The 25,186-nt window shown below is 71.9% G+C and carries 29 protein-coding genes; 10 read left to right on the top strand and 19 right to left on the bottom strand.

What is annotated here, in order from left to right:
- Positions 1 to 22: 22 nt before the first annotated feature.
- From napG to QM792_RS00415, 4 genes are read left to right on the top strand one after another with little or no spacing between them, the layout of a single operon-like run.
- Entirely contained in the window at positions 23 to 832 is an 810-nt protein-coding gene (napG, locus tag QM792_RS00430) for a ferredoxin-type protein NapG (RefSeq protein ID WP_415147196.1), read from the top strand.
- On the top strand, positions 829 to 1,731 hold the full coding sequence (gene napH, locus QM792_RS00425; RefSeq protein WP_415147195.1) for a quinol dehydrogenase ferredoxin subunit NapH: 903 nt from the start codon (positions 829 to 831) through the stop codon (positions 1,729 to 1,731). Before napG ends, napH begins: the two co-directional genes overlap by 4 nt.
- Positions 1,732 to 1,733: 2 nt before the next feature.
- Entirely contained in the window at positions 1,734 to 2,189 is a 456-nt protein-coding gene (locus tag QM792_RS00420; RefSeq protein ID WP_415147194.1) for a nitrate reductase cytochrome c-type subunit, read from the top strand.
- A 10-nt stretch (positions 2,190 to 2,199) separates the two neighbouring features.
- A complete protein-coding gene (locus QM792_RS00415; RefSeq protein ID WP_415147193.1) occupies positions 2,200 to 2,838 on the top strand; it encodes a NapC/NirT family cytochrome c in 639 nt (212 codons plus the stop codon).
- 2 nt (positions 2,839 to 2,840) lie between these two features.
- On the opposite strand, the gene mobB is transcribed toward QM792_RS00415, so the two are convergent.
- A complete protein-coding gene (gene mobB / locus QM792_RS00410; RefSeq protein ID WP_415147192.1) occupies positions 2,841 to 3,353 on the bottom strand; it encodes a molybdopterin-guanine dinucleotide biosynthesis protein B in 513 nt (170 codons plus the stop codon).
- A 164-nt stretch (positions 3,354 to 3,517) separates the two neighbouring features.
- Between mobB and QM792_RS00405 the strand changes: the two genes are divergently transcribed.
- Complete coding sequence (locus tag QM792_RS00405; protein WP_415147883.1) at positions 3,518 to 4,714, top strand: NAD(P)H-dependent flavin oxidoreductase; 1,197 nt, start codon at positions 3,518 to 3,520, stop codon at positions 4,712 to 4,714.
- A 4-nt stretch (positions 4,715 to 4,718) separates the two neighbouring features.
- Positions 4,719 to 5,855, top strand: a complete 1,137-nt coding sequence (locus tag QM792_RS00400; protein ID WP_415147191.1) for an NnrS family protein — start codon at positions 4,719 to 4,721, stop codon at positions 5,853 to 5,855.
- Between the two features lie 14 nt (positions 5,856 to 5,869).
- Here the strand turns inward: QM792_RS00400 and mddA are convergent, their stop codons facing one another.
- The 3 genes from mddA to QM792_RS00385 are packed head-to-tail and all read right to left on the bottom strand — an operon-like array spanning position 5,870 to position 9,516.
- Positions 5,870 to 6,628: a methanethiol S-methyltransferase gene (gene mddA / locus QM792_RS00395; protein WP_415147190.1), complete on the bottom strand. Its 759-nt coding sequence runs from the start codon at positions 6,626 to 6,628 to the stop codon at positions 5,870 to 5,872.
- A gap of 36 nt (positions 6,629 to 6,664) precedes the next feature.
- A complete protein-coding gene (locus QM792_RS00390; RefSeq protein ID WP_415147189.1) occupies positions 6,665 to 8,827 on the bottom strand; it encodes an alpha/beta fold hydrolase in 2,163 nt (720 codons plus the stop codon).
- Complete coding sequence (locus tag QM792_RS00385; RefSeq protein ID WP_415147188.1) at positions 8,824 to 9,516, bottom strand: TetR/AcrR family transcriptional regulator; 693 nt, start codon at positions 9,514 to 9,516, stop codon at positions 8,824 to 8,826. Before QM792_RS00385 ends, QM792_RS00390 begins: the two co-directional genes overlap by 4 nt.
- 398 nt (positions 9,517 to 9,914) lie before the next feature.
- Between QM792_RS00385 and QM792_RS00380 the strand changes: the two genes are divergently transcribed.
- Positions 9,915 to 10,055, top strand: a complete 141-nt coding sequence (locus QM792_RS00380) for a hypothetical protein (protein WP_415147187.1) — start codon at positions 9,915 to 9,917, stop codon at positions 10,053 to 10,055.
- 6 nt (positions 10,056 to 10,061) lie between these two features.
- A complete protein-coding gene (gene infA / locus QM792_RS00375; protein ID WP_415147186.1) occupies positions 10,062 to 10,316 on the top strand; it encodes a translation initiation factor IF-1 in 255 nt (84 codons plus the stop codon).
- Here infA and QM792_RS00370 read toward each other — a convergent pair.
- A complete protein-coding gene (locus QM792_RS00370) occupies positions 10,261 to 11,523 on the bottom strand; it encodes a YbfB/YjiJ family MFS transporter (RefSeq protein ID WP_415147185.1) in 1,263 nt (420 codons plus the stop codon). The two genes, infA and QM792_RS00370, sit on opposite strands and share 56 nt — an antisense overlap.
- Positions 11,514 to 12,554, bottom strand: coding sequence for a phospholipase A (locus QM792_RS00365; protein WP_415147184.1), 1,041 nt, complete (start codon positions 12,552 to 12,554; stop codon positions 11,514 to 11,516). Before QM792_RS00365 ends, QM792_RS00370 begins: the two co-directional genes overlap by 10 nt.
- A gap of 40 nt (positions 12,555 to 12,594) precedes the next feature.
- Here QM792_RS00365 and QM792_RS00360 point away from each other — a divergent pair, with 40 nt between their 5' ends.
- Together QM792_RS00360 and QM792_RS00355 are read left to right on the top strand one after the other, a co-directional pair.
- Positions 12,595 to 12,993: a YbaN family protein gene (locus QM792_RS00360; protein WP_415147183.1), complete on the top strand. Its 399-nt coding sequence runs from the start codon at positions 12,595 to 12,597 to the stop codon at positions 12,991 to 12,993.
- Positions 12,994 to 13,105: 112 nt separating this feature from the next.
- Positions 13,106 to 13,321: a hypothetical protein gene (locus QM792_RS00355; RefSeq protein WP_415147182.1), complete on the top strand. Its 216-nt coding sequence runs from the start codon at positions 13,106 to 13,108 to the stop codon at positions 13,319 to 13,321.
- Between the two features lie 17 nt (positions 13,322 to 13,338).
- Here QM792_RS00355 and QM792_RS00350 read toward each other — a convergent pair whose 3' ends face one another.
- The 13 genes from QM792_RS00350 to QM792_RS00290 all read right to left on the bottom strand — a co-directional run bounded on the left by QM792_RS00350 (position 13,339) and on the right by QM792_RS00290 (position 25,163).
- On the bottom strand, positions 13,339 to 14,430 hold the full coding sequence (locus QM792_RS00350) for a TonB family protein (RefSeq protein ID WP_415147181.1): 1,092 nt from the start codon (positions 14,428 to 14,430) through the stop codon (positions 13,339 to 13,341).
- Positions 14,427 to 14,924, bottom strand: a complete 498-nt coding sequence (locus tag QM792_RS00345) for an ExbD/TolR family protein (RefSeq protein ID WP_415147180.1) — start codon at positions 14,922 to 14,924, stop codon at positions 14,427 to 14,429. The genes QM792_RS00350 and QM792_RS00345 overlap by 4 nt, the downstream gene beginning before the upstream one ends.
- A 14-nt stretch (positions 14,925 to 14,938) precedes the next feature.
- The gene (locus QM792_RS00340; RefSeq protein WP_415147179.1) at positions 14,939 to 15,448 is read right to left on the bottom strand and encodes an ExbD/TolR family protein; all 510 of its coding nucleotides are present in this window, start codon (positions 15,446 to 15,448) and stop codon (positions 14,939 to 14,941) included.
- Positions 15,445 to 16,104: a MotA/TolQ/ExbB proton channel family protein gene (locus QM792_RS00335; protein ID WP_415147178.1), complete on the bottom strand. Its 660-nt coding sequence runs from the start codon at positions 16,102 to 16,104 to the stop codon at positions 15,445 to 15,447. The genes QM792_RS00340 and QM792_RS00335 overlap by 4 nt, the downstream gene beginning before the upstream one ends.
- A gap of 38 nt (positions 16,105 to 16,142) precedes the next feature.
- Positions 16,143 to 16,472 (bottom strand): hypothetical protein, encoded by a 330-nt coding sequence (locus tag QM792_RS00330; RefSeq protein ID WP_415147177.1) that lies wholly within the window; start codon positions 16,470 to 16,472, stop codon positions 16,143 to 16,145.
- Positions 16,469 to 17,209: a tetratricopeptide repeat protein gene (locus QM792_RS00325; protein ID WP_415147176.1), complete on the bottom strand. Its 741-nt coding sequence runs from the start codon at positions 17,207 to 17,209 to the stop codon at positions 16,469 to 16,471. The genes QM792_RS00330 and QM792_RS00325 overlap by 4 nt, the downstream gene beginning before the upstream one ends.
- Complete coding sequence (locus QM792_RS00320; protein ID WP_415147175.1) at positions 17,196 to 20,021, bottom strand: tetratricopeptide repeat protein; 2,826 nt, start codon at positions 20,019 to 20,021, stop codon at positions 17,196 to 17,198. The genes QM792_RS00325 and QM792_RS00320 overlap by 14 nt, the downstream gene beginning before the upstream one ends.
- A 4-nt stretch (positions 20,022 to 20,025) precedes the next feature.
- Entirely contained in the window at positions 20,026 to 21,921 is a 1,896-nt protein-coding gene (locus tag QM792_RS00315; RefSeq protein ID WP_415147174.1) for a tetratricopeptide repeat protein, read from the bottom strand.
- Between the two features lie 8 nt (positions 21,922 to 21,929).
- The gene (locus QM792_RS00310) at positions 21,930 to 22,514 is read right to left on the bottom strand and encodes an AraC family transcriptional regulator (RefSeq protein ID WP_415147173.1); all 585 of its coding nucleotides are present in this window, start codon (positions 22,512 to 22,514) and stop codon (positions 21,930 to 21,932) included.
- Positions 22,515 to 22,531: 17 nt separating this feature from the next.
- Positions 22,532 to 23,629 carry a DUF3570 domain-containing protein gene (locus QM792_RS00305; protein WP_415147172.1) on the bottom strand — a complete coding sequence of 366 codons (1,098 nt, stop codon included), beginning with the start codon at positions 23,627 to 23,629 and terminating at the stop codon, positions 22,532 to 22,534.
- Positions 23,630 to 23,731: 102 nt separating this feature from the next.
- Positions 23,732 to 23,986 carry a DUF4266 domain-containing protein gene (locus QM792_RS00300; RefSeq protein WP_415147171.1) on the bottom strand — a complete coding sequence of 85 codons (255 nt, stop codon included), beginning with the start codon at positions 23,984 to 23,986 and terminating at the stop codon, positions 23,732 to 23,734.
- Entirely contained in the window at positions 23,983 to 24,516 is a 534-nt protein-coding gene (locus QM792_RS00295; RefSeq protein WP_415147170.1) for a peroxiredoxin family protein, read from the bottom strand. Before QM792_RS00295 ends, QM792_RS00300 begins: the two co-directional genes overlap by 4 nt.
- 8 nt (positions 24,517 to 24,524) lie before the next feature.
- Positions 24,525 to 25,163, bottom strand: coding sequence for an outer membrane beta-barrel domain-containing protein (locus QM792_RS00290; RefSeq protein WP_415147169.1), 639 nt, complete (start codon positions 25,161 to 25,163; stop codon positions 24,525 to 24,527).
- Positions 25,164 to 25,186: the final 23 nt, after the last annotated feature.

Below are 25,186 nucleotides of genomic sequence, written 5' to 3'. Positions count from 1 at the left end.
AAGAGTGCGCAACAACCGAGCCATGAACGTCAATCGCCGCGAACTGCTGCAAGGCGCCGCCAGCGCCGGCACCGCCGTGCTGATCGCCGGCGGCGCCGCGCTGGTCGGCCGGCCCGCGGCGGCGCGGCCGGCGCAGGCGCTGCGTCCGCCCGGCGCGCTGATGGAGGACCTGTTCCTCGCCTCCTGCGTGCGCTGCGGGCTGTGCGTGCGCGACTGCCCGCCGCAGAACCTGAAGCTCTCGAAGTGGGGCGACGGCCTGGCGCGCAACGTGGCGATCGGCACGCCGTATTTCGAGGCGCGCGACATCCCCTGCGAGATGTGCGAGGACATCCCCTGCGTCAAGGCCTGCCCGACCGGCGCGCTCGACCACGCGCTGACCGACATCACCCAGGCGAAGATGGGCGTGGCGGTGCTGATCGACGAGGAGAACTGTCTGAACTTCCTCGGGCTGCGCTGCGACGTGTGCTACCGCGTCTGCCCGGTGATCGACGAGGCGATCACGCTGGAGAAGTTCAGCAACCCGCGCAGCGACCGCCACGCGATGCTGCTGCCCACGGTGCACGCCGAGGCCTGCACCGGCTGCGGCAAGTGCGAGAAGAGCTGCGTGCTCGAAGAGGCGGCGATCAAGGTGCTGCCGCCGCAGATCGCGCGCGGCGAGCTGGGCCACCATTACCGCAAGGGCTGGGAGGCCGGCAACCAGCCCGGGCGGCCGACGTTCGAGCAGCCGGTGCAGAACCTGCCCGAGCAGGCGGTGCCGGGCGACCTGGTGCCGCTGCGCTCGGGGCGCGACCCCTACGCGGCGCCGCCCGCGGCGTCGGGAGCGGCCAAGTGAGCACGCCCGCCGTCAGCCGCAGCTTCGGCCTGCACCGCGCCGGCGCCGTCAAGACGCCCGGGCGCGAGGCCGTGCGCAGCAAGGGCTGGTGGGCGGCGCACCGCTTCCTGCTGCTGCGCCGGCTGTCGCAGCTCGGCATCCTCGCGCTGTTCCTGGCCGGCCCGCTGGCCGGGCTGTGGATCGTCAAGGGCAACCTCGCGTCCAGCCTGACGCTGGGCGTGCTGCCGCTGACCGACCCCTTCGTGCTGTCGCAGTCGCTGGCCACCGGGCACTGGCCCGAGGCCGCGGCGCTGACCGGCGCGGCCATCGTGGTCGCCTTCTACGCGCTGGCCGGCGGGCGCGTGTTCTGCTCGTGGGTCTGCCCGGTCAACGTGGTCACCGATTCGGCCTCGTGGCTGCGCCGCCGCCTGCGCATCACCACCGGCCGCGCGCCGCGCGGCGGGCTGCGCTACTGGCTGCTCGCCGCCGTGCTGGCGGCCAGCGCGCTGGCCGGCCAGATGGTGTGGGAGAGCGTCAACCCGGTCTCGCTGACGCAGCGCGCGCTGATCTTCGGCGGCACGCTCGCCTGGGGCGCGGCGGCGGCGGTGTTCGTGTTCGACCTGCTCGTCGCGCCGCGCGGCTGGTGCGGCCACCTGTGCCCGATGGGCGCCGCCTACGCGCTGATCGGCAGCAAGAGCCTGCTGCGCGTGAGCGCCGCGCATTCGAGCCGCTGCAACGACTGCGCCGACTGCTACGCCGTGTGCCCGGAGCCGCAGGTCATCGTGATCCCGCTGAAGGGCAAGGACGGCGCCGCGCCCGTGATCACCGAGCGCGAGTGCAGCAACTGCGGGCGCTGCATCGACGTGTGCGGCCCGAACGTCTTCCGATTCACCCACCGCTTCGACACCCGAAGGGACTGACCATGAGAGTCCACGACCTCCTCAAGTACGCACTCGCCGCGGGCATCTTCGCGCTGGGCACCCAGCTCGCCCCGGCCGCCGACGAGCCGGTGAAGCTGCGCGGCCTGCGCGACGGCACGCCGGTGACGCAGGACAACCCGCCGGTGGCCTCGCACCAGGAGCGCGACCACTCGGTGGCCGACCGCGACTTCGTGCAGCAGCCGCCGCTGATCCCGCACAACACCGCCGGCTACCAGATCACCAAGAACTTCAACAAGTGCATGGACTGCCACGCCTGGCAGAAGGCCAAGGCCAGCGGCGCGACCAAGGTCAGCGTCACGCACTTCCGCACCCGCGAGGGGCAGGAGCTGGACAACATCAGCCCGCGCCGCTACTTCTGCACCCAGTGCCACGTGCCGCAGACCGACGCCAAGCCGCTGGTGGAGAACGGCTTCCAGCGCGCCCGCGGGCTGCAGTGAGGTGAATCGCATGGCCGGCAACAACGACGAGAAGGGCAACATCCGCCGCCTCGGCCTGTGGGTGTGGGGGCTGGCCACCGGCGCGGTGGGCATCGCCTTCGTGTTCGGCATCCTGTTCTGGGGCGGCTTCAACACCGTGCTCGAATGGACCAACCGCGAGGACTTCTGCATCTCGTGCCACGAGATGAAGGACAACGTCTACGTCGAGTACCGCAACACGGTGCACTACCAGAACCGCACCGGCGTGCGCGCCACCTGCCCGGACTGCCACGTGCCCAAGGAGTGGGTGCCGAAGATCATCCGCAAGATCCAGGCGAGCAACGAGCTACTGCACAAGGCGCTGGGCACCATCGACACGCCCGAGAAGTTCAACGCCAAGCGCGCGGTGCTGGCCCAGCACGAGTGGGACCGCATGAAGAAGAACAACAGCCAGGAGTGCCGCAACTGCCACAACTTCAACTCGATGGACTACGCCGAGCAGAACCGGCGCGCGGCCAACACCCACCAGGAGGCGTTCAACGCCGGGCTCACCTGCATCGACTGCCACAAGGGCATCGCGCACACGCTGCCGCCGATCGAGCAGTTCATCGGCGCGGAGAAGGAAGGCGCGGCGGCGCTGCCGGCGGCCTCGCGGGCGCCGTCGAAGTGACCTCAGCCTGAGCGCGCCCGCGCGTTGGCCAGCACGAACCCGGCCAGCGCGCCGGCGTCGTGCAGGTCCAGCCACGGCAGGCCGCTCGCCGCGTTCGCGGGCCGCGGCGCGTCGGAGGCGATGCCGACGATGCCCGGCCAGGCCGGCCACAGCATCTCGCGGCCCAGCGACGGGCGCCACACCTCGAGCTTCGGGAAGTCGCCCGACTTGAAGCCCTCGATCAGCACCAGGTCGCAGTGCTGCAGGCGCCCGAGCAGCTCGGGCAGCGAGGGCTCGGCGGCGCCGCGCAGCTCGTGCATCAGCGCCCAGCGGCCTTCGCCCAGCAGCAGCACCTCCTGGCAGCCCGCTTCGCGCAGGCGGTACGAATCCTTGCCGGGGCGGTCGACCTCGATCGCCTTGTGGCTGTGCTTGACCAGCGAGACCGCCAGCCCGCGCGCGGTCAGCAGCGGGATCAGCCGCTCCAGCAGCGTGGTCTTGCCCATGCCGGAGTGGCCGGCGATGCCAAAAACATTCATCGCACGATTGTCGCCGCGCGTGTGAACCGTGCTTGACGGCTCTCAACGCGGGCCGGCCGCGCCGCCGCGACAGTCGCAGCCTGGAGGATCGACTGCCCATGCTGTTGAAGACCGAGACCCAGACCCAGACCCCCCAGACCGGCCACGACGCCATCGACCCGCGCATGCGGCCGCATTTCGAGCGCAGCGGCCTGGCGGCGCTGCGCCTGCGCGGCCGCGCGCTGCTGCCCGTGGTGCAGGGCGGCATGGGCGTGGGCGTGTCCGCGCACCGGCTGGCCGGCAGCGTGGCCGCGCTCGGCGGCGTGGGAACGATCTCGTCGGTCGACCTGCGCCGCCACCATCCCGACCTGATGGCGCGCACGCAGGGCCTGGCCGCGCGCCCCGGCATGGACGCCGACACCAAGGCGCGCATCGACGCCGCCAACCTCGAAGCCATCGAGCGCGAGATCGTCGCCGCGCGCCGGCTGTCGCAGGGGCGCGGCCTGCTGGCCATCAACGTGATGCGCGCGGTGGCCGAGTACGCCGCGTCGGTCAGGCGCGCGCTGGAAGCCGGCATCGACGCGGTGGTGGTCGGCGCCGGCCTGCCGCTGGACCTGCCCGACCTCGCCGCCGAGCATCCCGACGCGCTGCTCGTGCCCATCCTGTCGGACGCGCGCGGCGTGCAGTTGATCGTCAGGAAGTGGGAGCGCAAGAAGCGCCTGCCCGACGCCATCGTCATCGAGCATCCGCGCCTGGCCGGCGGCCACCTCGGCGCGGCGAAGATCGCCGACCTCGGCGACCCGCGCTTCGACTTCGAGAACGCGATCCCGCAATCGCGCGAGTTCCTGCGCAGCGCCGGCATCGAGCGCGAGGTGCCGCTCATCGCCGCCGGCGGCATCCGCCGCTTCGAGGACATCGCGCGGCTGCAATCGCTGGGCGCGGCCGCGGTGCAGCTCGGCACGCCCTTCGCGGTCACCGCCGAGAGCGATGCCAGCGAGGCCTTCAAGCAGGTGCTGGCCGGGGCCGGGGACGAGGACATGGTCGAGTTCACCAGCGTCGCCGGCCTGCCGGCGCGCGCGGTGGCCACGCCCTGGCTGCGCGCCTACCTGAAGATCGAGCACAGGCTGCAGGCCGTCACCCACGTCAAGGCACGCTGCACCAAGGCCTTCGACTGCCTGGCGCAATGCGGCCTGCGCGACGGGCTGAAGGGCTGGGGCCAGTTCTGCATCGACAACCAGCTCGCCGCCGCGCTGCGCGGCGACCTCAAGAAGGGCCTGTTCTTCCGCGGCGCCGGCGCGCTGCCCTTCGGCGAGCAGATCAAGAGCGTGCGCGAGCTGATGGAACGGCTGCTGACCCGCGCCGAGGCCGCGCAGCCGGCCTGAGGCGATGCCGCACCGCCTCGGCTTCTCGGCCGCGGCGCTGGTGCTGGCCTGCGCCTGCCTGTGGTGGCTGGCCTGGCTGCTGGCGCGAGCCGCCGGCCTCGCCTGGCCCTGGGCCGTGCCGCCCGGCCTGGCGCACGGGCTGCTGTTCGGTTTCGGCTTCATGCCGCTGTTCTTCGCCGGCTTCCTGTTCACCGCCGGGCCCAAGTGGCTGCGCGTGGCGCCGCTGCCGGCGCGTGCGCTGCGCGTGCCGGTGGGTTTGCAGACGCTGGGCTGGCTGGTCTTCATGCCGGGTGTGCATGGGCATGCGTGGCTGGCGGCGTTCGGTATCGCGCTCGCGGCGCTCGCCTGGCTGCGGCTGGTGGGCCGCCTCGCCGGCCTGCTGCGCCGCTCGGCGGCGCCCGGGCGAGTGCACCTGCGCCTCATCGCCGCGGCCTCGTGGCTGGGCGGCGCGCTGCAACTGGCCGCCGCCGCCGCGCTCGCCGCCGGCCGCGACGACATCGCCCGCGCCGTGTTGCAGCTCGGGCTGTGGGGCTTCGTCGCGCCGGTGTTCGTCACCGCGCTGCACCGCATGCTGCCGGTGTTCGACGACGACGTGGCGCCGCGCCTGGCGGCGCGCGCGCCGCACTGGCTGCTCGCCACGCTGCTGGCGCTGTGCCTGCTGCAAGGGCTGTTCGCGCTGGCCGAGCCGTGGCCTGCGCTGCGCATCGGCGTCGATGGCGCCGCCGCGCTGCTGCTGCTGGCACTGGCGGCGCGCTGGCTGCGCCTGCAAGGCGGCGCGCGGCTCAGGCTGATCGTGATGCTGCAAGCCGGCATCGTGTGGCTGGCCGCCGCCTTCGCGCTCGCCGCGCTGGGCCTGCCGCGCGCCGCGCAGCACGCCTTCGCGGCGGGTTTCCTGGCCACCATGATGATGGCCATGGTCACGCGCGTGGCCAGCGGCCAGGCCGGCCGCTCGATCGCCGCCGACGGCCCGGCCTGGGCGCTGTTCGTCGTGCTGCAGGCCGCCGCGCTGCTGCGCGTGGCGGCGGCGCTGGCTGGCGAGCCGTCGCTCGTGCTGGTGCTTGCGGCGGTGCTGTTCGCGCTGGCGATGCTGGGCTGGGCGGCGCGGCTGTGGGCGTGGCAGCGGCCGCGCCGCGGCGGCTGAGCGGGGCGTGCGGATCAGGGCTGTGTGTGCCTCTTGTCGCCGCGTGCGCCGGGCTTCGGCAGCAGCATGCCGACCTGCTCGCGGTAGGCGAGGTAGCGTTGGCCGAACTGCGCGATCAGGTCGCGTTCCTCGAACCAGATGCCGAGCAGGATGTAGCCGGTGCTGCCCGCGGCGAACAGCAGGTGGCCGGCGCTCATTTCCGGCGTGGCCCAGAAGGCGAGCAAGAAGCCGAGGTAGATCGGGTGCCGCACGTGGCGATAGAACAGCGGCGTGCGGAACTCCGGCGCCGGCAGCGCGCGACCACGCAGCGCCGTCCATGCCTGGCGCAGCCCGAACAGCTCGAAGTGGTTGATCAGGAAGGTGCTGATCAGCAGCACGCCCCAGCCGAGCCAGAACACGGCTTGCAGCACGAAGCGGCCGGCCGGGTCGTTCACCGACCACAGCAGCGGCTCGGCGATCGGCCGCCACTGCCACAGCAGCAGCGCGAGCGCGGCGCTGGCGGCGAGCACGAAGGTGGCGCGCTCCATAGATTCGGGAATCACGCTGGTCAGCCACCGCTTGAAGCCGCGCCGCGCCATCACGCTGTGCTGTACGGCGAACAGCGCCAGCAGCGCGAGGTTGATCACGAGCGCTTCGAACAAGGGCGCGACGGCGCCGCTGTCGATGGTCTTGGGCAGCAGCGGCAAATTGCCGACGAAGCCGATCGCATAGACGAAGGTGGCGAGGAAAAAGACGTAGACCAGCACTGCGTAAAGAACGGCAAGGATTGCCATGAGAGGCCTCCGGTTCGTGAGCGGTGACGGCGCGAGTCAGCCGCGGTTGTCGAGCACCTGCGCGATGCGCAGCGCGGCGCGCGCCGCGCCGTCGGTTTCCACTGGCCGGTAGCGCACCGGCTGGTGCATCGCCTCCAGCGCGCGCCGCGCCAGCGCCTCGGGGTCGAGCGTGGCGGCGTAGTCCATCGAGCGGTCGGCGGCGTAGTTGGCCAGGCGCCGGCGCACGTGCACGCACTGCTCGAAGTGGCGCTGCAAGGGAAAGCTCAGGAAGGGCCGGCGCGTGGCCACCAGTTCCATCGTGGTCGACAGGCCGCCCTGCACCAGCGCGAGGTCGCAGCAGGCCAGGTGTTCGAACAAGTTGTGCACGTAGGGCCGCAGCTCGAGCCCGCGCTGCGGCGCGAAGCCCTCGGTGTCCAGGCGCGGGCCGGTGACCAGGATCAGGCGCAGCTCGGGCAGCTCGCGCTTCATGCGCGGGAACGCCGCCGCGATGCGCCGCAGCAGGTGCGCGCCGACGGCGGTGCCGCCCACCGCGGCGATCGCGATCTTCTCGTCGCGCCGGTAGCCGAGCCGGTCGCGCAGGCGCTCGGTGTCGGCCAGCGCGCTCGCGTCGAACGGCAGGCAGTAGCCGCAGTAACAGAAGTTGCGATCCGTCCACTCGCGGATGCCCGGCAGGCCGGGGCCGAAGGGCTGCTCGGTCACGTCCTCGCGGTTGCCGACGAAGATCGCCGCGTCGCGCAGATAGGGGTAGCGCGCCACGTGCTCGATGTCGTCGGCGTTGCGGTCGGCGCACAGCGCGGCCTCGCGCGCGTTGCCTTCCTCCATCGGCAGGCAGCCGACGAAGTCGGTGAGGAAGACGTAGGGCTGGCGCTTCAGCTCGGGGTTCTCGTGGTAGTGGTAGTCCACGTCCCAGGCCTCGTCGCCGATCACGATGTCGTAGTGCTCGGCCTCCATCAGGTCGAGGAAGGTCATGACGTTGTGGTTCATCACCTCGTCCATCGTGCGCAGCGCGAAGAAGGCGTTCAGGTCGTGCTCGCCGGCCACCCGCTCGAAGTGGCGGCTCTCGTTGGCCAGGCGCCGCGTGATCGGGTGGATGCGCTCGCCCTCGCGCTCGAGGTAGCGCGCCGCCGGGTCGACGGTGAACCAGTCGATCGCCAGGTCGGGCTGCAGCTTGCGCAGCTCGCGCGCGATGGCCAGGTCGCGCTGCGCGTGGCCGAGCCCGATCGCACTGGAGATGAAAAGCGCGCGGCGCGGGCGCTTCATCGCACGGGTCCAGAGGCGCCGCTGCGGCGCGCCGGCGATGAACTCGCGCAGCGCGCGGTTGAACAGCACCGGGTCGCGCGCCGCGGTGACGTGGCCGCCGCCGCCCACCATGAGCAGCTTCGCGCCCGGCACCAGCGCGTGGATGGCCTCGCCGCGCGCATGGGCCACGCGCCGGTCGTCGTCGCCGTGGATCACCAGCGTCGGGCATTGCACGCGGCGCGCGAAGCCGCGCACGTCCTGCCCCATCCAGGCCTGGCGGCACCAGCCCAGCCACTCGGCGTTGGTGGCCCAGGCGTAGTGCACGCCGTCTTCATACGGTTTGGTCGAGTGCGGTTCGCTGAAGATCGTGCCCATGAACCAGTCGACGTAAGCCGGCCAGTCGCCGTGCAGCAGTTCGCCTTCGGCCTGCACGCGCTGCGCGAGCTTCGGATCGCTGACGAGCGAGTCGGCGAAGCCGCCGGCCGTGACGACGTGCGTGATGCGCCGCGGCTGCTCGGCCGCCACGCGCAGCACCGTCATCGCCGCGGCCGAGATGCCGACCAGCGCGACGCGTTCGGCGCCGGCCGCGTCGAGCACCGCGACGAAGTCGTCGTGGAAGTGCTCGAAGCTGTAGGCGGCCTGCCCCGATGGACGATCGGAGCGGCCGCTGCCGCGACCGTCGGTGGTGATCACGCGGAAGTGCCGCGAGAGATAGGGCACCGCGCTCTTGAGCATCTGGCTGTGCACGATCTGGAAGGCCGGCGCGAAGGCGAGCCACGGGCCGCCGTCGCCCCACACCGCGTACCAGAGCTTCACGCCGCCGCGCTCGACGAAGCCTTCGTGCGCCGGCTGCACGGTCTCGTAGGGCGAAGCGCCGGCATGCGGCACCGCGCCGGGCTCGGGCAGGGGGCCGGCGATCAGGCTCAGGCGTTCGGGCGGCGGGCGCTTGCTCGTGCTCATGGGCGGCTCCGGCGCGGCTTGCCGGCCTTGGCGGCCTTGGCGTCCAGCGCTTCGAGCAGCCAGCCCACGGCGTCCAGCGCCGCGCGGTGCTGCGTCTGCTCTTCCTTCACGCCCAGCAGGTCGGCGAACTCCATGCCGAGCCAGAACTCCGAGACCCAGCAGGCGATCACCTCGGCCGTGAACGGCGGTGGCAGCTTGCCGCCCTCGGCCTGCCACGCGGCCAGCGCTTCGCGCACGCCGACGAGCACCAGCTTCTTCCAGGCCAGCAGGCGCGGCAGGAACTTCTCGCGCAGTTCGGCGTTGGACAGGCTGGCGGCCCACAGTTCGGCCTGCAGGCGCACGAAGCCCGAGGCGAGGTCGTCCTCGTAGAAGCGCCGCGCCGCGGCCCATTTCTGCGCGAAGCCGCCGCTGCCTTCGTACATCGACGCCTGGCGCGCCAGCAGGCGCTGGTTGACCGCGTCGAGCACGGCGATGACCAACTGGTCCTTGCTGCGGAAGTGGTAGTTGATCAGCGCGTGGTTGACCCCCGCGTCGCGGGCGATCTCGCGCACGCTCAGCGCCGCGTAGCCCTCGGCCACGAGGCGGCGGAAGGTGGCGTCGAGGATGCGCTCGCGCGTCTGCGTGGCGTCACCGTCGTGCAACGACTGCGAGGCGGGCCGGGCTGGGCCGGCGCCGATCTTCGAGGGCATTGTTCACCGATTGGTTTAAACGAGTGTTTAAATCTTAGGTGACTCTTGGCAGGTGTCAAGCCCGCCTGCGGATCAACGGCCCAGCCGCTCGTGGCGAGGTGCTCGGTCGAGCGATGGGCCCGCGTGGTAAACTGCGCCGCTCATCGCGATGGTGTACCTGCTGTGAAGCATGAAGCCCATCGCCGGGATCGCGAGTCGATCTCCCCGCCACGCACGCGCTGAATGCGCGCCGTCCACGCCGGTCCGCCAGCAGCTCGCGCTGCGGCATGCCGGCCCCACAAGGAATCTCCATTCAATCCTCCCTCCAGATCGGGAAGTACCTCGTTTCTCCCCTGACCCGTCCCCTGGGCGGCGGCCGTTATGCCGCCGCCGTCTCCATCCGCAGCGGCCGCGGCAGCATGACGCACGACCGCGTGATGCGCTTCGTGCCCGCCTTCGACAGCCGCGAGCAGGCGACCCGCTTCGCCACCGAGCAGGCGCTGGCCTGGATCGGCCGGCCCGCGCCCGCCTTAGCCCCATCCACCACGTTCCCGGAGTGATACCGCATGGCCAAGGAAGAACTCATCGAGATGCAAGGCGTCGTCAACGAAGTCCTGCCCGACTCGCGCTTTCGCGTGACGCTGGACAACGGGCACGCGCTGATCGCCTACGCCGGCGGCAAGATGCGCAAGCACCACATCCGCGTGCTGGCCGGCGACAACGTGTCGCTGGAGCTCTCGCCCTACGATCTGTCGAAGGGCCGCATCACCTTCCGCCACCTCGAGCGGCGCGGTCCGCCGGCCGGCACTCCGCGGCGTTGAGCGGCTGGCGCCGCGCCAGCAGTCCGTAGATCGCCAGCCCCGCCAGCAGCGCCGCCGCGGCCGTCTCCAAGGCCAGCGCGAAGCCCTCGGCCGGGCTGCGCGTGCGCGCCAGCAGCCAGGCCACCATCGGCGGCCCGGCGATCTGGCCGAGGCCGTAGGCGGCCGTCAGCAAACCGATCAGCGCCGAGGTGCCGTGCGGGCGCAGCCGGCGCGCCTCCTGCATCGCGAACAGCGTGATCGCGGTGAAGGGCAGGCCGAGCAGCAGGCTGCCGAAAGCGAAGCCGGCGAGCGTCGGCAGCCACACGCTGAGCAGCACGCCGGCCGCCTGCATCGCGTAGCAGGCCATCAGCAGGTGGCGGCGGTCGATGCGCGCCGGCACGCGCAGCGTCATCAGCGCGCCGATCGCGACGCCGAGGCCGAACAGCGGCCAGAACAGGTCGAGCCACACCGAGCCCGGCAAGGCCTGGCGCGCGATCACCGGCAGGAAGGTCGCGGTGACGATGTAGCCGAAGCCCGCCAGCCCGTAGGCGAGCGTGAAGGCGGCGATGGTGCCGCGCGGCGGCGCCGCGTCGTGCATGTCGTCCGCCGCCGGGGCGGCCACCGCGCCGCGCAGGTGCGGCCAGGCGATCGCGGTCAGCAGCGCGGCCAGCAGCGCGAACACCGCCCAGCCGGTGGTCGCGCCCACGCCCTGCGCCACCATCGCGCCGGCGGCCAGCCCGCTGGCCGAGATGCCCAGCCCGGGGCCGACGAAGATGATGCCGGTCAGCGCCGGCGCGCTCAGCGCGGCCAGCCGCGCCAGGCACCAGCCGGAGACGTAGACGAACACGAAGGCGCTGGCCACGCCGGCGAGAAAACGCGCCGACGGCCACAGCGCCGGCAGCGGCAGCGCCATCGCGAGCGTCAGCAGCACGGTGGCGACCAGCCCGGCGCGCACCGCCGCGGTGTGCGCGAGCGCGCTCCGCCCCCAGCGCCGCCACAGCGCCGGCTGCAGCGCGCAGGCCATCGCGCCGAGCCAGTAGCCGAGGTAGTTGGCGGTGGCCAGCCAGCTCGCGCCGGGCAGGTCGACGAGGCCGTCGTGCAGCATCATCGGCAGCAGCGGCGTGAAGGCGAAGCGCCCGATGCCCATCGCCGTGGCCAGCGCCAGCAGGCCGGCCAGCGCGATCGCCAGCGGCCGCACGGGCGCGTTCGGGGCGGCGCTCAACGCCATCCCGCGATCGTCACGCCCAGCCCGGCCTTGGTCTGGCGCAGGTTGTAGTCGATCAGGCTCTCGCCGTAGCCGCTGAAGATCTGGAGCTGGCCGTGCAGCGCGCCGGCCAGCGGGAACACGTAGTCGAGCTGCGCCGAGCCGCGCGAGCGCCCGCCGCCGCGCAGCGAGTGGCGCACCTGCAGCGCCAGCGCGTGCGTGCCCCAGTAGCGCGCCAGGCGCAGCTCGGCGCGGCCGACGTGGTCGGCGATGTCGGGGTTGTCGTCGTCGTCCGCGTCCTCGCGGACGCGCCGCCAGGCGCGCAGCTCGGCGATCCAGTCGTCGCGCTCGGCCGCCACGCCGCCGATCACGCGGTTCCAGCTTCGCGACAGCGGCAGCGCGCGGCCGTTGGACTGGTGGTTCAGCGACAGCGAGGCCATGCGCAGCGTCCAGCCCGGCAGCTCGAGCTTCAGCGGCGCCACCACCATCAGCTCGGGCTCGTAGTTGGTCTCGCGGAAGGGGCGCGAATCGGCGCCGTTGTAGACCTGCCAGCGCGAGGACTGCGTGTAGCCGCCCCACAGGCTCAGCGGCGTGCCGGCCAGCGAATGCGCGAACTTGGCCTTCAGGCTGATCTGGTACTTGGCCTCGACGGCCTTGAGCACCATCGGATCGCCCACCTGGTTGCGCGGCGACGGCGACTCGGGCGCGCGGTTGATGCGGTCGGTCCAGGTGGCGGGCAGCAGGTAGACCGGCTTGTAGGCGCGCGGCGCGAACAGCGCGCCGCGCTGGCCGTCCAGGTCCCAGCGCGTGCCGAGCGTGGTGTCGTCGTCGGACAGGCTGGCGCTCGGTGCCGCGGCGCTCGCGGCGGCGGCCGGCGCCGGCGCCACGGGCAGCAACGCGGCCTCGCCGCGGCCGTGCAGCCGGTCGTAGCAGGCCAGGCGCGCGGCCGGCTCGGCCATCGCGACGCAGTCGGCGGCGCTGTCTTGCGTGGTTTGCGCGCCGACCCACGACGGCGCGAGCAGCAAGGCGCAGGAAGTCAGCAGGGCGAGTCTCATGGGCACGGAGTATCCGGCACGCCGCGGCGACAATGCCGCGATGAGCAGCCTGCCGTCCCCGCCGCACCGCCCGCCGTGGCAGCGCGCCTGCTGGACGGCGGCGGGCTTCGCGAGCCTCGCGCTGGGCATCGTCGGCATCTTCCTGCCGCTGCTGCCCACCACGCCCTTCGTGCTGCTGGCGGCGTTCTGCTTCTCGCGCGGCAGCGAGCGCTTCGAGACCTGGCTGCTCGCGCATCCGCGCTTCGGTCCGATGGTGGCCGACTGGCGCGCGCGCCGCGCGGTGCCGCGCCGCGCCAAGCAGCTCGCCTGGACGATGATGAGCGTCGGCAGCGCCTGGGCCTGGTGGATGATGCCGTCGCCCTGGCGCTGGCTGCCCGGCGCGATCTGCCTGGCGGTGGGCCTGTGGATGGCCGGGCTGCCCGACGGCGATCCGCGCTGAGCCCTTGTCGGGCCTTGTTGGCGCCACTGTGGCGCCGTCCCCGTTTCAGGGGATGGGCACGCCGGTAACCCGCGGTTACCTTCGCTGCACCGCTCCACCACCGGTGACATCCATGACCACGCTTCGCGCCTCCAGCCTGCCGCACGCCTGCCTCGTGAGCCCGGGGCTGCCGGCGCGCCGCCGCATGCCGGCGCCGACGCCGCTGCCGACGCTGGCGCGGCCCGGGCTCGCCGAGCGCATGGCCACGTGGTTCGCCGCCGCGCGCCGCGACGAGCCGGCGCTGCCGCCGCGGCGCAGCGCGCAGGTGCTGGTGTTGCGGCGCGCCTGACTACTGCTGACGACTGACTAGGACGGCAGGAAGTCCAGCGGGTAGGTCACCGTCATCGGATTGACGTCCTTCGCGCCGAAGTCGAAGCTGCGGATGCGCGCCAGCAGCTTGGCTTCGAGGTCCGCCGCCTTCAACTCGCTCGACTCGACGCGCACGTCGGTCACCTGGCCCGAGGGCGCGATCGACAGCTTCAGCACCACCTTGCCTTGCAGCGAGGGGTCGTCGCGCAGCGCGCGGTTGTAGATCGCGTAGATCGCACCCTTGTTGCGGTCGAACACGAGGCGGATCTCCTCCAGCGAACGCGAGGCCTTGCCGCCGCCGCCCTTGGCGACGCTGCCGCCCGAGCCGCCGCCGCCGCCCACGCCGGTGCCCGTGCCGCCCTTGCCCGAGCTGCCGCCGCCGCCCGGCCCGCCGCCGCCTCCGCCGCCGGCCACGCCTTCGACCAGCGTGGTGGCGCGCCCGGCCAGGCCGCCGCCGCCGGTGTCGCGGCTGTAGGCGGCGGTGTTGATGCCGCCCGAGCCGCCGCTGGCGTTGGAGGTGATCAGGTTGCGGTCGGGCAGGCCCGGGTCCTTGCCCGCGCCGACGCCCACGCCGACCCCGGCGCCCACGCCGGGCCCGGCCTTGATGTTCGGGTTGAGCTGCACCGCCACCGGCGCGCCGCGCAGTTCGGCGAGCTGGTCTTTCATCGCCAGCAGGCCGACGCCGGCGGCCTTGCGGCGCGCGCCCTCGATCTCGCCCGGCGGCTTGCCGGGGATGGGCCGGCGCGCCTCCGGCGCCACCGCCTTGGGCAGCGGCTTGGCGTCGGGCAGCGGCTTGGCGACCTCGGGCCGGTCGGCGCTCTTGGCCTGCTGCTCGGCCGGCGTCACCGGCGCGGGCTTGGGCGGCGGCGGCGTCTCGCGCTGCTCCAGCACCAGCTTGGCCAGGCGCTGCGGCACCTCGGGCGGCGCGGCGCGGTCGACCTGCGGCTTGGGGCTGAACAGCAGCACCAGGCAGACGATCGCGCACACCGCCAGCACGATGTTGAGGATGCGGCGGAAGCGCGCCTCGTCCTCGGGCGCCACCGCCCAGGGCAGGATCTTCGGACGGAAGGAAATGGCCGCCGCGCTCATGCCTTGCCCGCCTTCTGCGTCACCGCGAACGACACGTCGCTGTAGTTGGCGCGCGCCGCGGTGAACATCACCTTGCGCAGCAGCCGGTAGGGGATTTCCTTGTCGCCCATGATCGTCACCGACTGGCTCGGCGGCGCCTCGTTCTCCTTGCGCAGCACGGTGCGCCCGGCGTGCAGGTCCAGCTCGGCCTTGAGCGCCGGGATCAGGTCGCCGTCGCCGCCCATCGCCTCGGCCACGCTGGCGACCTTGCGGCCGTCGACCAGGATGTCGGTGGCGCTGACCGTCACCACCAGCATCTCGCGCGGCATCTTCTCGGCGGTCGACTGCGGCAGCTTGATGGCCTGCGCGGTCGACAGGATCTCGACGCCGGTGCTCGACATCAGGAAGAAGATCAGGATCGTGAAGATGTCGATCAGGGCCACGAGGTTCATGTCGAGGCCGGAATGGTTGCGCTCCTTGCGGGCGGCGCGCTTTTCGAGTGGCGTCAGCTTCACGCTCGGCCCCTGTGCTATTTCTTGGCGACGCTCAACGGCGCGTCGCCGATGGAGATGTCGGGGAACAGCTCGACCGCCGCGTCCTTGGCGTGCGGGTCGACCCCCGGCGGGACGCCCTCGCGCAGCGTGTCCATCACGTGCACCAGCACGTCGTAGGAGGTGTCGGGCTGCGCCAGCACGGTGGCCGCCTTGGTGTCCGGGAACTTCGCCTTGACCTGATGCATCAGCGTGGCCAGCGAGGCCAGGTCGTAGCCCTGGGCATCGTTCGGGATGTGCTGGATCAGGCCGCCGATGCGGTCGCCGACGTCCAGCGCGTCGGGGCGGATCACCACCTCGAGCTTGAGGTCGTCGACCTTGAGCTGCTCGACGGCGCCCGAGTTCTGCGCCGGCAGCGACAGCTCGATGACCGCCAGGCGCGAGAACACCGCCGTCGACAGCAGGAACGGCACCAGCACCACGATCACGTTGATGAACGCGGTGACCTCGAGATGCGCAACCGGCTTGCGCGGCCGACGCACTCTCATCGCGTGGCGGCCGGCGCCGCGTCGCTGCGCACGCGCTGCACCACGTTCAGGAAGCTGATCTTGGCGGCCTCCAGGCCGTCGACGATCTCGCTGGTGCGCGCCTGCAGGAAGGCGTGGATCAGCAGGAAGGGAATGGCCACCGACAGCGCGAACGCGGTGTTGTTCATCGCGATCGAGATCGAGGCCGACAGCAACTCGGCCTTCTCGGCCGGGTTGACCGCCGCCACCGCGGTGAAGCCCTTGATCAGGCCGATGATGGTGCCCAGCAGGCCGACCAGCGTGATCACGTTGGCCAGCGTCGCGATGTAGTGGGTGCGCTTCTCGAGGCGCGGCACGATTTCCATCATGCCTTCCTCCATCGCGTTGTCGATGTCCTCGCGGCGCGCCGGGCTCTGCATGCGCTCCAGGCCGTTGGCGACGATCTTGCCGATCGCGGCGTCGGAGCCGGAGGCGACGTTCAGCACGTCCTTGAACTTGCCGTTCTGCAGCATCGGCAGCACCTTGGCCCACAGGCGGCGGTTCTCGGCGCGCGCGCGGCTGAGGAAGACGAAGCGCTCGATGGCGATGGCCAGGCCGACCGCCATGATCGCGATGCTGAAGTAGATGGCGACGCCGCTGTCCTGGAAGAACTTGACGGCAAACTCGAACACGCTCATGGGTGACTCCTGTGAAGACTCTCTTGGATTCGGGTGGGTTATTTCGGCGCGATCTGCGCGTCGTACTGGACCTGGCGGCGGAACACGTCGCGGTCGACCGGCGCGAGCGCCTCGTCGAGCACGCCGCCGCCGGGGCGGCCGGCCAGGTCGCCGGGCAGCGGCTTCTTCCACGGCACGATGTACAGCACCTTGGGCAGCTCGCGGTTGCCGATGATCTGCTGGCGGTCGATGGCGGCGCTGTCCTGCACCGGCGCGGCGGCGGCCGGCGCCGACGCGGCTGCTGCCGGGGCGGCCGGCTTCTTCGCGCCCTGCGCCAGCGCCGCGCCGCAGGCGAGCGCGAGCAGGGCGGAAGCGATCGCGTGCTTCATGACTGCTCCTTCTTCGCCGGCGCGTTGCCTTGCGCCGGCTTGCGGTTCTTCAGGTCGGTGACCCACTTGGCCACCGTGGCGTCCTTGCCGCCGGACAGCTCGGCGTAGCGTTCGTAGGCGGCCAGCGCGCGCGCGCCGTCGCCCAGGTAGAGGTCGAACAGGATGCCGAGGTTGAGCTGCGCGGCGGCGTAGTTCGGGTCCAGCGACAGCGCGCGCTCGTAGGCCTCGCGGGCCTTGGCGAACTGGCCGGCGTGGCGGCGACTGATGCCGAGCTGGTTCAGGTAGACCGGCTGGTCGGGGCTGGCCTCGACGGCGCGCTCCAGCGCGGCGACCGATTCGTCGAACTTGCCGGCCTGGCGGTAGATCAGGCCCAGGTTGGCGTGCGGCCCGCCCAACTCCGGGTTGGACTGCGCCAGCGCCTTGAAGGCGCGTTCGGCCTCGTCGCCGCGACCGGCGCGCAGCAGGCGCAGCGCGTCGTCGAAGGCGCGCTGCGCGGCCGGCGTCACGGCCGCCTGGGGGCGCAGCAGCTTCAGGTTCGGCGAGAAGGTGGGGCCCGGATCGGCCGGCGCCGATGCCGCGGGGGCCGCCGACGCGGCCGGCGCCGCCGGCTCGGGCGTCAAGGCCTTGGCCACCGGCGCGACCACGGTGTCCTGGATCGCCTTCATGCCGCTTTCGATCGTCGAGCAGCCCGAGGCCGCCAGCGCCGCGGCGAGGATCCATGCATCAGCGGATCGCATCGACCACTCCTTCCGCGCGTTCGGCTTTCCCGTAGCGCACCGGGCGCAGCTTCGCCAGCGCCTCGAAGCTCTGCTTCACCCACTTGTCGTAGATGCCCTGCGAGGTCCGCTTCGTGTTGGTTTCGTGCAGCTCGATCGCCTTCTCCTCGAAGGGGAAGGCCTGCTCCTCGAGCAGCACGTCGTACTGCTCGCGCTCGGCCTTGGAGAGCTTCTTCGGCCGCTCCGACTTCAGCATCGCCTGGCCGAAATCCTGGTACAGCGCGGCGATGTGGAAGGTCGACGCGGTGACCACGTCGGCCACGCCGTAGTCGGCCGCCGCCGCGTAGGCCTTCAGCGCCGTTTCCATCTTCGCCTTCTTGGTCTTCAGGTTGCGCGCCAGCGGCTCGACCAGCGCCACGCGGCGGTACTCGGCCGCCGCCGGCTCGGCCAGCGCCAGCGTCGCGCTCGCGCCGAGGTAGCGCGTGCGGTCGCTGCGCGCGCTGCCGCCGGTGAGATCGGCCTGCTGGATCTCCTTGAGCAGGGCGGTCTCGCGCCTGAGGTCGCCGTCGGCGTGCGCGATCTTGGCCAGGCGCGCGCGCGCCTCCAGGTTGCGCTCCAGCGGCTGCGGGTACTGCCTGAGGTAGCGTTCGTAGGCCTTGGCGGCGTTGGCGCGCGCGAGGCGGTTGTCGGCGCCCTTCTCGTGCAGCTCGGCCGCCTGCCACTGCGCCTCGCGCGCGACGTTCGGGTCCTTGCTGGTGGCCGCCACGCGCTCGAACTCGCCGGCCGCCTGGGCCCACTGCTTGCGCTCCAGGTAGGCCAGCGCGAGCTTGTTGCCCACCTCGGCCTGCAACGGGTGGTTGGGGAAGCGGCTGCGGAAGTCTTCCAGCGAGCGCGAGGCGCCCTCCCAGTCCTGCATCGCCAGCATCGCGGCGGCGGCGTCGTACTGCGCGGTGGCGCGCACCGTCGTCGAGGCCGGCGCGACGGCGGCGACGCGGTTGAAGTGCCCGATCGCCGCGGCGTTGTCGCCCGCCGCGCGTGCCTTCTCGCCCTGCTTGTAGACCGCGGCGGCGAGGCGCTCGACCAGTTCGCCGCGCGCCGGGTCCTTCTCGGGCACCAGCGCCAGCACCTCGCGGTAGCCCTTCTCGGCCTCGTCGAAGCGGCCCTTGTCGAAGGCGCTGTGCGAGACCACCGTCCAGGCCACGCGGCGCTGCGCCGGCGCGGCCGGCGGGTCGAGCCGCAGCACCTGCTGCGCCACGCTTTCAGCGCGCTCGGGGTCGCGCAGCGCGAACAGCTTCTCCGAGGCGTTGGTCAGCACGGTGCCGGTGCGCGCGTCCTTCGGGAAGGTCTTGGCGAAGCGCAGCGCGCTGTCCACGCCGTCGCGCTGCAAGGCCGCGAGCTGCTCGCCCTGCGCCGCCTTCTCCTGCCCGGCGTAGGCGAGCAGCGCGGCGTAGCCGGCGTCCGCCGCCTTGGCGTGGTCGGGGTAGCGGTAGGCGACCTTCTCGTACTCCACGGCCGCTTCGGCGAGGCGCTTGTCCTCGTACAGCAGCTCGGCGAGCAGGAAGTTGTTCTGCGCGGTCTCGGGGTCGTCGGGGTAGGCGGCGATGTAGGCGCGGTACCACTTCACCGCCTCCTGGTAGTCGGCGCTCGCCTTGCTCTTCTGCGCGCTGGCGTGGTAGTGGCGCGCCAGCTCGGTCAGGTGCGTCTTGACCAGCGGCTGCGCCTTGGCCCAGCCGGGCGGGTTGGCGAGGCGGAATTCGCTGTCGGCGCCGTAGCGCGAGACGTAGTCCTTCTTCGCGTCCAGCGCCAGCGCCGGGAAGCCGTTGTCCTGGTAGATCTCGATCACGCGCGCCTGCAACTGCGGCGCCTGGCCGTCCAGCGGGTGCAGCCGCGCGAAGGCGCCGAAGGTGTCGGCGGCGTCCTTGACGCGCTCCTGCTTCAGGTACAGCTCGCCGAGCTGCTCGTAGACGCGGTATTCGTAGGAGCGCCGCTTCGGGTCGTCGATGTAGGCCGGGATGCTCTGCGCGCCCTGCAGGTTGGCCAGGCTGATGCTGGTGACGCGGAAGGTGTCTTCCAGCAGCTCGCGGTCGGCGCGCGTCAGCCCGGGCAGCGTCTCCAGGCTGCCCTCGGCGCCCAGGCCGAGCGCGCGCGCGTCGAGCACGCCGAAGAAGGATTGCAGCGCCTCTTCCAGCTTGCCCTGCTTGAAGCGCGACCAGCCCTGCATGTACAGCGCGCGCTCGTTGAACTCCGAGCGGTACGGCGTGGCCAGCACGCTGGCGTAGGCCTGCTCGGCGCGCGCGTAGTCCTTCAGCGAGAACAGCAGCTCGCCGCGGCGGAAGTTGGCTTCGTCGCGGTACAGCGTGTTCGGGTAGTTGGCGACCAGGTGGTCGAGCGTCTTCAGCGAGGTTTCCAGCTCGCCGGCCTGCTCCTGCGCGCGCGCGAGCTGGTAGTGGATGCGGTCGTTGCCGCGGTCGTCGGGGTAGGCCTTGAGGAAGTCCTCGTAGCGCTTCACCGCGGCGCGGTAGTCGGGGTTGCCGCCGGCCGTCTCGCCGGTGGCGGCGCGCTGGTCGGCGATGTCCATCTCCAGGTCGCCCAGGCGGCGCATCGCCTCGGCGCGCTGCGGCGCCTTGGGCGCCACCTCGAGGAAGCGGCGGTAGGCCGCGATCGTCTGCGCCTCGTCGGCGACGATCTCGCGATCCTTGGGCACCTCGACCGTGCGGCCGGCCAGCGAGGCCAGCGTCGGCTCGTCGTCGCCGGGGTAGCTCTTGGGCTTGCTCGCGCAGGCCGCGAGCCCGGCGAGCATCAGCGCGGCGAGCGGACGCAGCGCGAAGCTCATGGCGTCATTGGGCCGGCGCATCGCTGTCCTTCTTCTGCGACCCGGAGGTGGCGCGGTCGTACATCTGCGCCACCGCGAAGCGCGCCTGCTGCGAGTAGACGCCCAGGCGCTCCTTCTGCTGGCCCAGCTCGGCCGCGGCGATCTCCTGCACCTCGCGGCGCTGCTCGTCCGACAGCGCGGCCACGCGCGGCATCAGCGCCCTGATGCGCTGGCCCAGCTCGGCGATGCGCTTGGCGAAGGCCTCGTGGCGCGCCGGCTCCTCGACCTGCGCGCGCGCCACGGCCGCCTCGCGCTCGCCGGCCAGCGCCAGCTCGGCGTCGATGGTCTTGATGTCCTTCTGCGCTTCCCACGAGCGCGCCGGGTACTCCTGCGCCAGGCGCCAGGTCAGCGCGCCCGACACCAGCCGCGTGCGCTCGCGGATGCGCTCGGCCTCGGCGGCGTCGGCCACGTCGGCCAGGCCCTGCCTGAGGCCGCCGATCACTGCCAGCAGTTCGTGTTCCTTCGTGTTGGCGAAGGCCTGCGGGTCCTGCTCGCGCAGCGCGCGCTCGACCTCGCCGGCCACCGCGTCGCGGCGCTGCTGCAAGGCCTGCAGGTTGACGGCGCGGGCCTGCGCCTGCACCGCCGGCAACCGCTCGGCGTAGGCGCGGCGGCGGTTGTCGAGCATGTCGCCGAACACGCCGAGCTTGTCGTCCCAGTCCTTCAGGTTGTGGTCCAGGAAGCGCAGGTCGCGCCAGTTCTTGAACGCCTCCTGGAATTCGTGGCCGGCCATCACCTGCGCCAGGTGGCCGGCGTGCGGCATCTCGGGCAGCGTGCGGATGCTCCAGAACCAGCCCATCTCCTCGCCGGGGTTGCGCTCGATCAGGCCGTCGAGCAACTGGCCCGAGCGCATCGCGGCGATCGACTCGTCGAGCCGCACGGCCTCGCCGTCGTAGGCGGCGATCGCGTTGTTGTACTGCTCGGTGGCCTCGCCGTAGGCGCCCAGCTCGGCGTAGGCGTAGGGGATCGCGATGCGCGCCTCCAGCACCGCGGCGTCGCTCGGGTCGCGGCCGGCCAGCTCGAGCCAGGGCACCAGCGCGAGCTTGGGCTCCTTCAGCTCGGCGGCGGCCCAGCCGAAGCCGAGCAGCGCCTTGTTCGACTGCATGCCGTGCAGGCGCACGCGCTGCAGCGCGTTGCGCGCCTCGTCGGGCTTGCCGCCTTGCAGCGCGGCGAAGCCGAGCGCGAGGTTGGCCTTGTCGCGCAGGGCACGCATCTCCTCGTCGGGCGCCGGGGCGCGGCCGAGCGCCTCGAGCAGCTTGACGCCCTTGTCCTCCTCGCCGCTCTTGATCTGCGCGACGCCGAGGTTGAAGCGCGCGTACTGGCCCAGCGGGCTGCGCTGGTCGACGCTTTCCAGCAGCGCGGCGGCGCCGGCATGGTCGCCGCGCGCCATCATCAGGTTGGACTGCAGCAGCAGCCGGTCTTCCTCGAGCGCTGCCGGCAGCGCATCGCCGACGCGCGCGATGGCGTCCTCGGCCTCGGCCAGCAGGCCGCGCTGGTAGCGGATCTTGGCGAGGTAGAACCAGGCGCGGTCGCGCACCGGCGCGGCGGTGCCCTGGTCGATCAGGCGCGTGAAGATCTCGCCCGCCTCCTGGTGCAGCCCGTACGACAGCAGCATGCCGCCGCGCAGCACCTCGGCCTCGTCGTCGTGCGGCGCGATGCGCTGCAACTGCTGCGAGGCCATCAGCGTCGTGATCGAGGTGAAGTAGCGGTCCTGGAAGAAATGGAACAGCGCGTCGCCGTAGTGCGGCGCCTCGACCGGGCGCGCCGACTCGTTGGCCGGCACCGGCCAGGGTCTGGGCGGCGCGGCGCCGGCGGCCGCGCAGGCGAGCAGCGCGGCGGCGGCCAGCAGGGGTTTCACGGACATGCGCACGCCTACTGCCAGACCTTGACGTCGAACTCGGGCTGCAGCTTGCCGGTGGAGTCCTTGATGCGCAGCTCGATGTACTTGGGCTCGGTGCCCTTGTCGAACTTGATCGTCGCGCCGCGCTTGTAGTCGCGCTCGTGCGGGCCCTGGCCGGTGAAGAAGGCCACCAGCTCGTGCGTGCCGGCGCGCAGGTTGCCGAGGTAGATGCGCTGCACGCCGCCGCGGTGCAGCGCGGTCACTTCCAGCGGCGTGTAGAGGTAGTTGGCCACCGGCTTGTCGTCGAGCCGGATCTGCACCGAATCGAGCTGGAACAGCTTGCCCACGTCCATCGAGACGAACAGGGCCACCTGCGTGTTGGCGGGGAACAGCAGTTCCTCCTCCAGCACCAGCAGGTCGCGGTTCAGGCGGATCACGTCGCCCTTGACCTCCTGGACGCGCGTGTCGAGCGCGCCCGATGCCGGCGCGCTGGCGGCGGGCGCCGCGCTGGCCGGTGCGGCCGCCGGCTGGGCGGCGGGTTGGGCGAGGGAGGGCAGCGCGGCGAGCGCCAGCGCAAGGCCGGCGAGCGCGCGGTGGAGGCGGTGGAAGAGCGGCATGGTGTTCTTTTGTCGACTCAGAAGGTGGCCGTCACGTACAACTGCAGCAGGTTGGCGTCGAAGTCGTAGGCCTTGCCGGTGCGCAGGTCGGTGAAGTTGCCGTAGTTGAAGCGGATGCGCTCGATGGCGCCGACGATCTTCAGCTCGTACTGGCCGGGCACGCGCCGGGCCGTGTAGCTCAGCTTGCCGCCCAGGCCGAAGCTGCGGAAGGCGCTGAGCTGGCGGTTGCGCGACAGGTACAGCGTCTCGCTGGTGGCGTTGTCGGAATAGAACAGCGCCTGCCCCTGCTTGTAGAAGCGCACGAAGCCGTCGGCCAGCCAGTCGCTGCCGACGTAGCGGCTGTAGCCGGCCTCCAGCGTGTGCGCCTTGATGTCCCAGGTGTCCCAGAAGTAGCGGTACTCGACGCGCGCGGCGTTGCGCTCGCCGAGGTCGCCGATCAGCTTGAACTTCAGCGCGCGGCTGGTGCGCGTGCGCGGGTTGCGCTCGGCCACCGTGGCGCCGTAGACGCGCGCCACGCGATAGGGGTTGCCGAGGTAGCCGTCGTCCGACACCACCTCGAGGTTGGCGCTGCCCAGCAGGCGCGGCGTCAGCACCTGCGTGATGCCCAGGCGGTACTGCCAGTGCTTGGCGCTGTCGGAGAAGCTCGGCTCGCCGGCCTTGAACACCTTGTCGACGCCGCGCGTGAAGCCCAGCGCCACGGTGGTCATGTTGCCGTAGACCTCCTGCGCCACGTCGATGCTGACGCTGTCGGCCTGGTAGTCGGGCTCCTTGCTGCGGTAGACGCCCAGCGTCATCAGCGAGTCGCGGTAGGCGTAGTCGACGCCGAAGTCGTAGGCCTTGCGCGTCTCCTTGAAGGGGCTGGCGGTGGTGACCACGTCGATCGAGGCATTGCTGACCGCGTCGACGTAGTACGAGCCCGACAGCGAGACCTTGTCGGCCAGGCTCTTGCGCACCAGCAGCGCCGGCCCGTCGGCGGTGACGCCGCCGCCCTTGTAGAGGTGGTACAGGCCCTCGGCGCGGTCTTCGGGCAGTTCGATCGCCTTGGCGCCGCCCACCGCGAGCAGGCTGCCGAACAAACCCGCCACTCGTTGCCAAATGCCGGAGAGTCCGGTCATGCGGGCCCGATACGCGTCGAGCGGCCGCCGCGGAACCGGCTTTGCCGGGCCGCTGGCGGCGCCCCCCTGGGGGGCGCGCCACGGGCGCTCCGGGGGGGGCTGTCAATTGCAGCCACAGCCGCCTCCTTGCGCCGAGTTCGCGCCGCGCGCCGCCTCGCGCACCACCAGCACGTGCTCGCGGTGCCGCGCGGCCAGGCCGTCGCTGCCGGGTTTCATGATCGGGTCGGCCAGGCGCTCGCGCTCGTAGGGCTTGACCCAGGGCTCGGGCAGCGAGGGCATGCGCCACGACGAGCAGCCGGCCAGCAGGGCCGTGGCGCCCAGCGCGGCGAGGAAGGCGGAGCGTTTTGTGTCCATCATGCCTTCAGCAGCTCGCGCACCTGCTGGTCGTAGGTCAGCTCGTAGCCGTCGCGGTAGCCGCGGTGCACGTGGCGCAGCTTGCCGTCGCGGTCGATCAGCAGCGTGGTCGGCATCGTGCTCAGGTCGTACAGCTTGGCCACGCGCTTCTCGCCGTCGAGCAGCACCGGGAAGGTGATGCCCAGCTTGGCGGCGCTGTTGGCGGCGTTGCGCGGGTCGTCGTCGATGTTGACGCCCAGCAACTGGAAACCCGAGGCGCGGTACTTGTCGTACAGGCGCACCAGGTGCGGCATCTCGACCTTGCACGGTCCGCACCAGGTGGCCCAGAAGTTGACCATCACCACCCGGCCGCGCTGCTCGAGCAGGCGCAGGTTGGCGCCGGCGGTGGTGGGCAGCGTGAAGTCGGGCGCCGGGCCGTTGCCGACGGCGGCGCGGCCGGTGCCGCACACCGCCGCGCCGGCCGACAGCGCGAGCGCGCTGCCGAGCAGGCGGCGGCGCGACGGTGAGGCGGGAAGAGTCGATGCGGGGTTCATGGCGGGGTTCAGAAGTAGTAGGCGAAGCCGGTGGTCAGCTCGATGTTCTGGGTGTTCTGGCGCGCGCCCAGCAGGTCGTAGCTGAAGATGTGGTCGCGCACGTCGACGCGCACCGCCCAGCGGTCGCTGAACAGCACGCGGAAGCCGAAGCCGACGTTGAAGGTCTGCTTGCGCTGGTTGGCGAACTTGGTGCTGCCGACACCGCCGATCACGTAGATCGACGAGGCCTTGGCGTACTTGCTGCCGAGGAAGATCTCGCCCGGGAACAGGTTGTAGCCGGCCGAGACGTTGTAGTAGCTGAGCTTCTTGTCGGTGTCGGCCAGCGGGCCGGAGCCGGGGAAGATCTCGGTGAAGGTCTTGTCGCTGACCTTGGTCTGCGCGTAGACGCCCTCGACGAAGAAGTCTTCGCTCAGGTGGTAGCCCAGGCGCACGCCGCCCACCGCGCTGGCGCCGAAGCTCTGCGTGGCGTAGGTGCCCACCAGCAGGCCGACCTCGAAGTCCTTGGACGGGAACTGCGGGATGCGCACGTCGCGGCGCTGCACCTCCGGCACGATCACCTGCTCGTTGGCGGGCTGCGCGGGCGCGGCGGTCTGGGCGAGGGCCGGGGCGGCGAGCGCGGCGGCGAGGAGGGCGAGAGGCAGGCGCATGGTGGGTGTTGTTCTCGAAGTCG

The sequence above is a fragment of the Piscinibacter sp. genome (assembly GCF_047600445.1).
In the GTDB taxonomy this organism is placed as follows: Bacteria; Pseudomonadota; Gammaproteobacteria; order Burkholderiales; family Burkholderiaceae_C; genus Piscinibacter.
The sequence above is the reverse complement of the archived record's forward strand: the minus strand, read 5'-3'. Positions and strand labels throughout refer to the sequence as shown.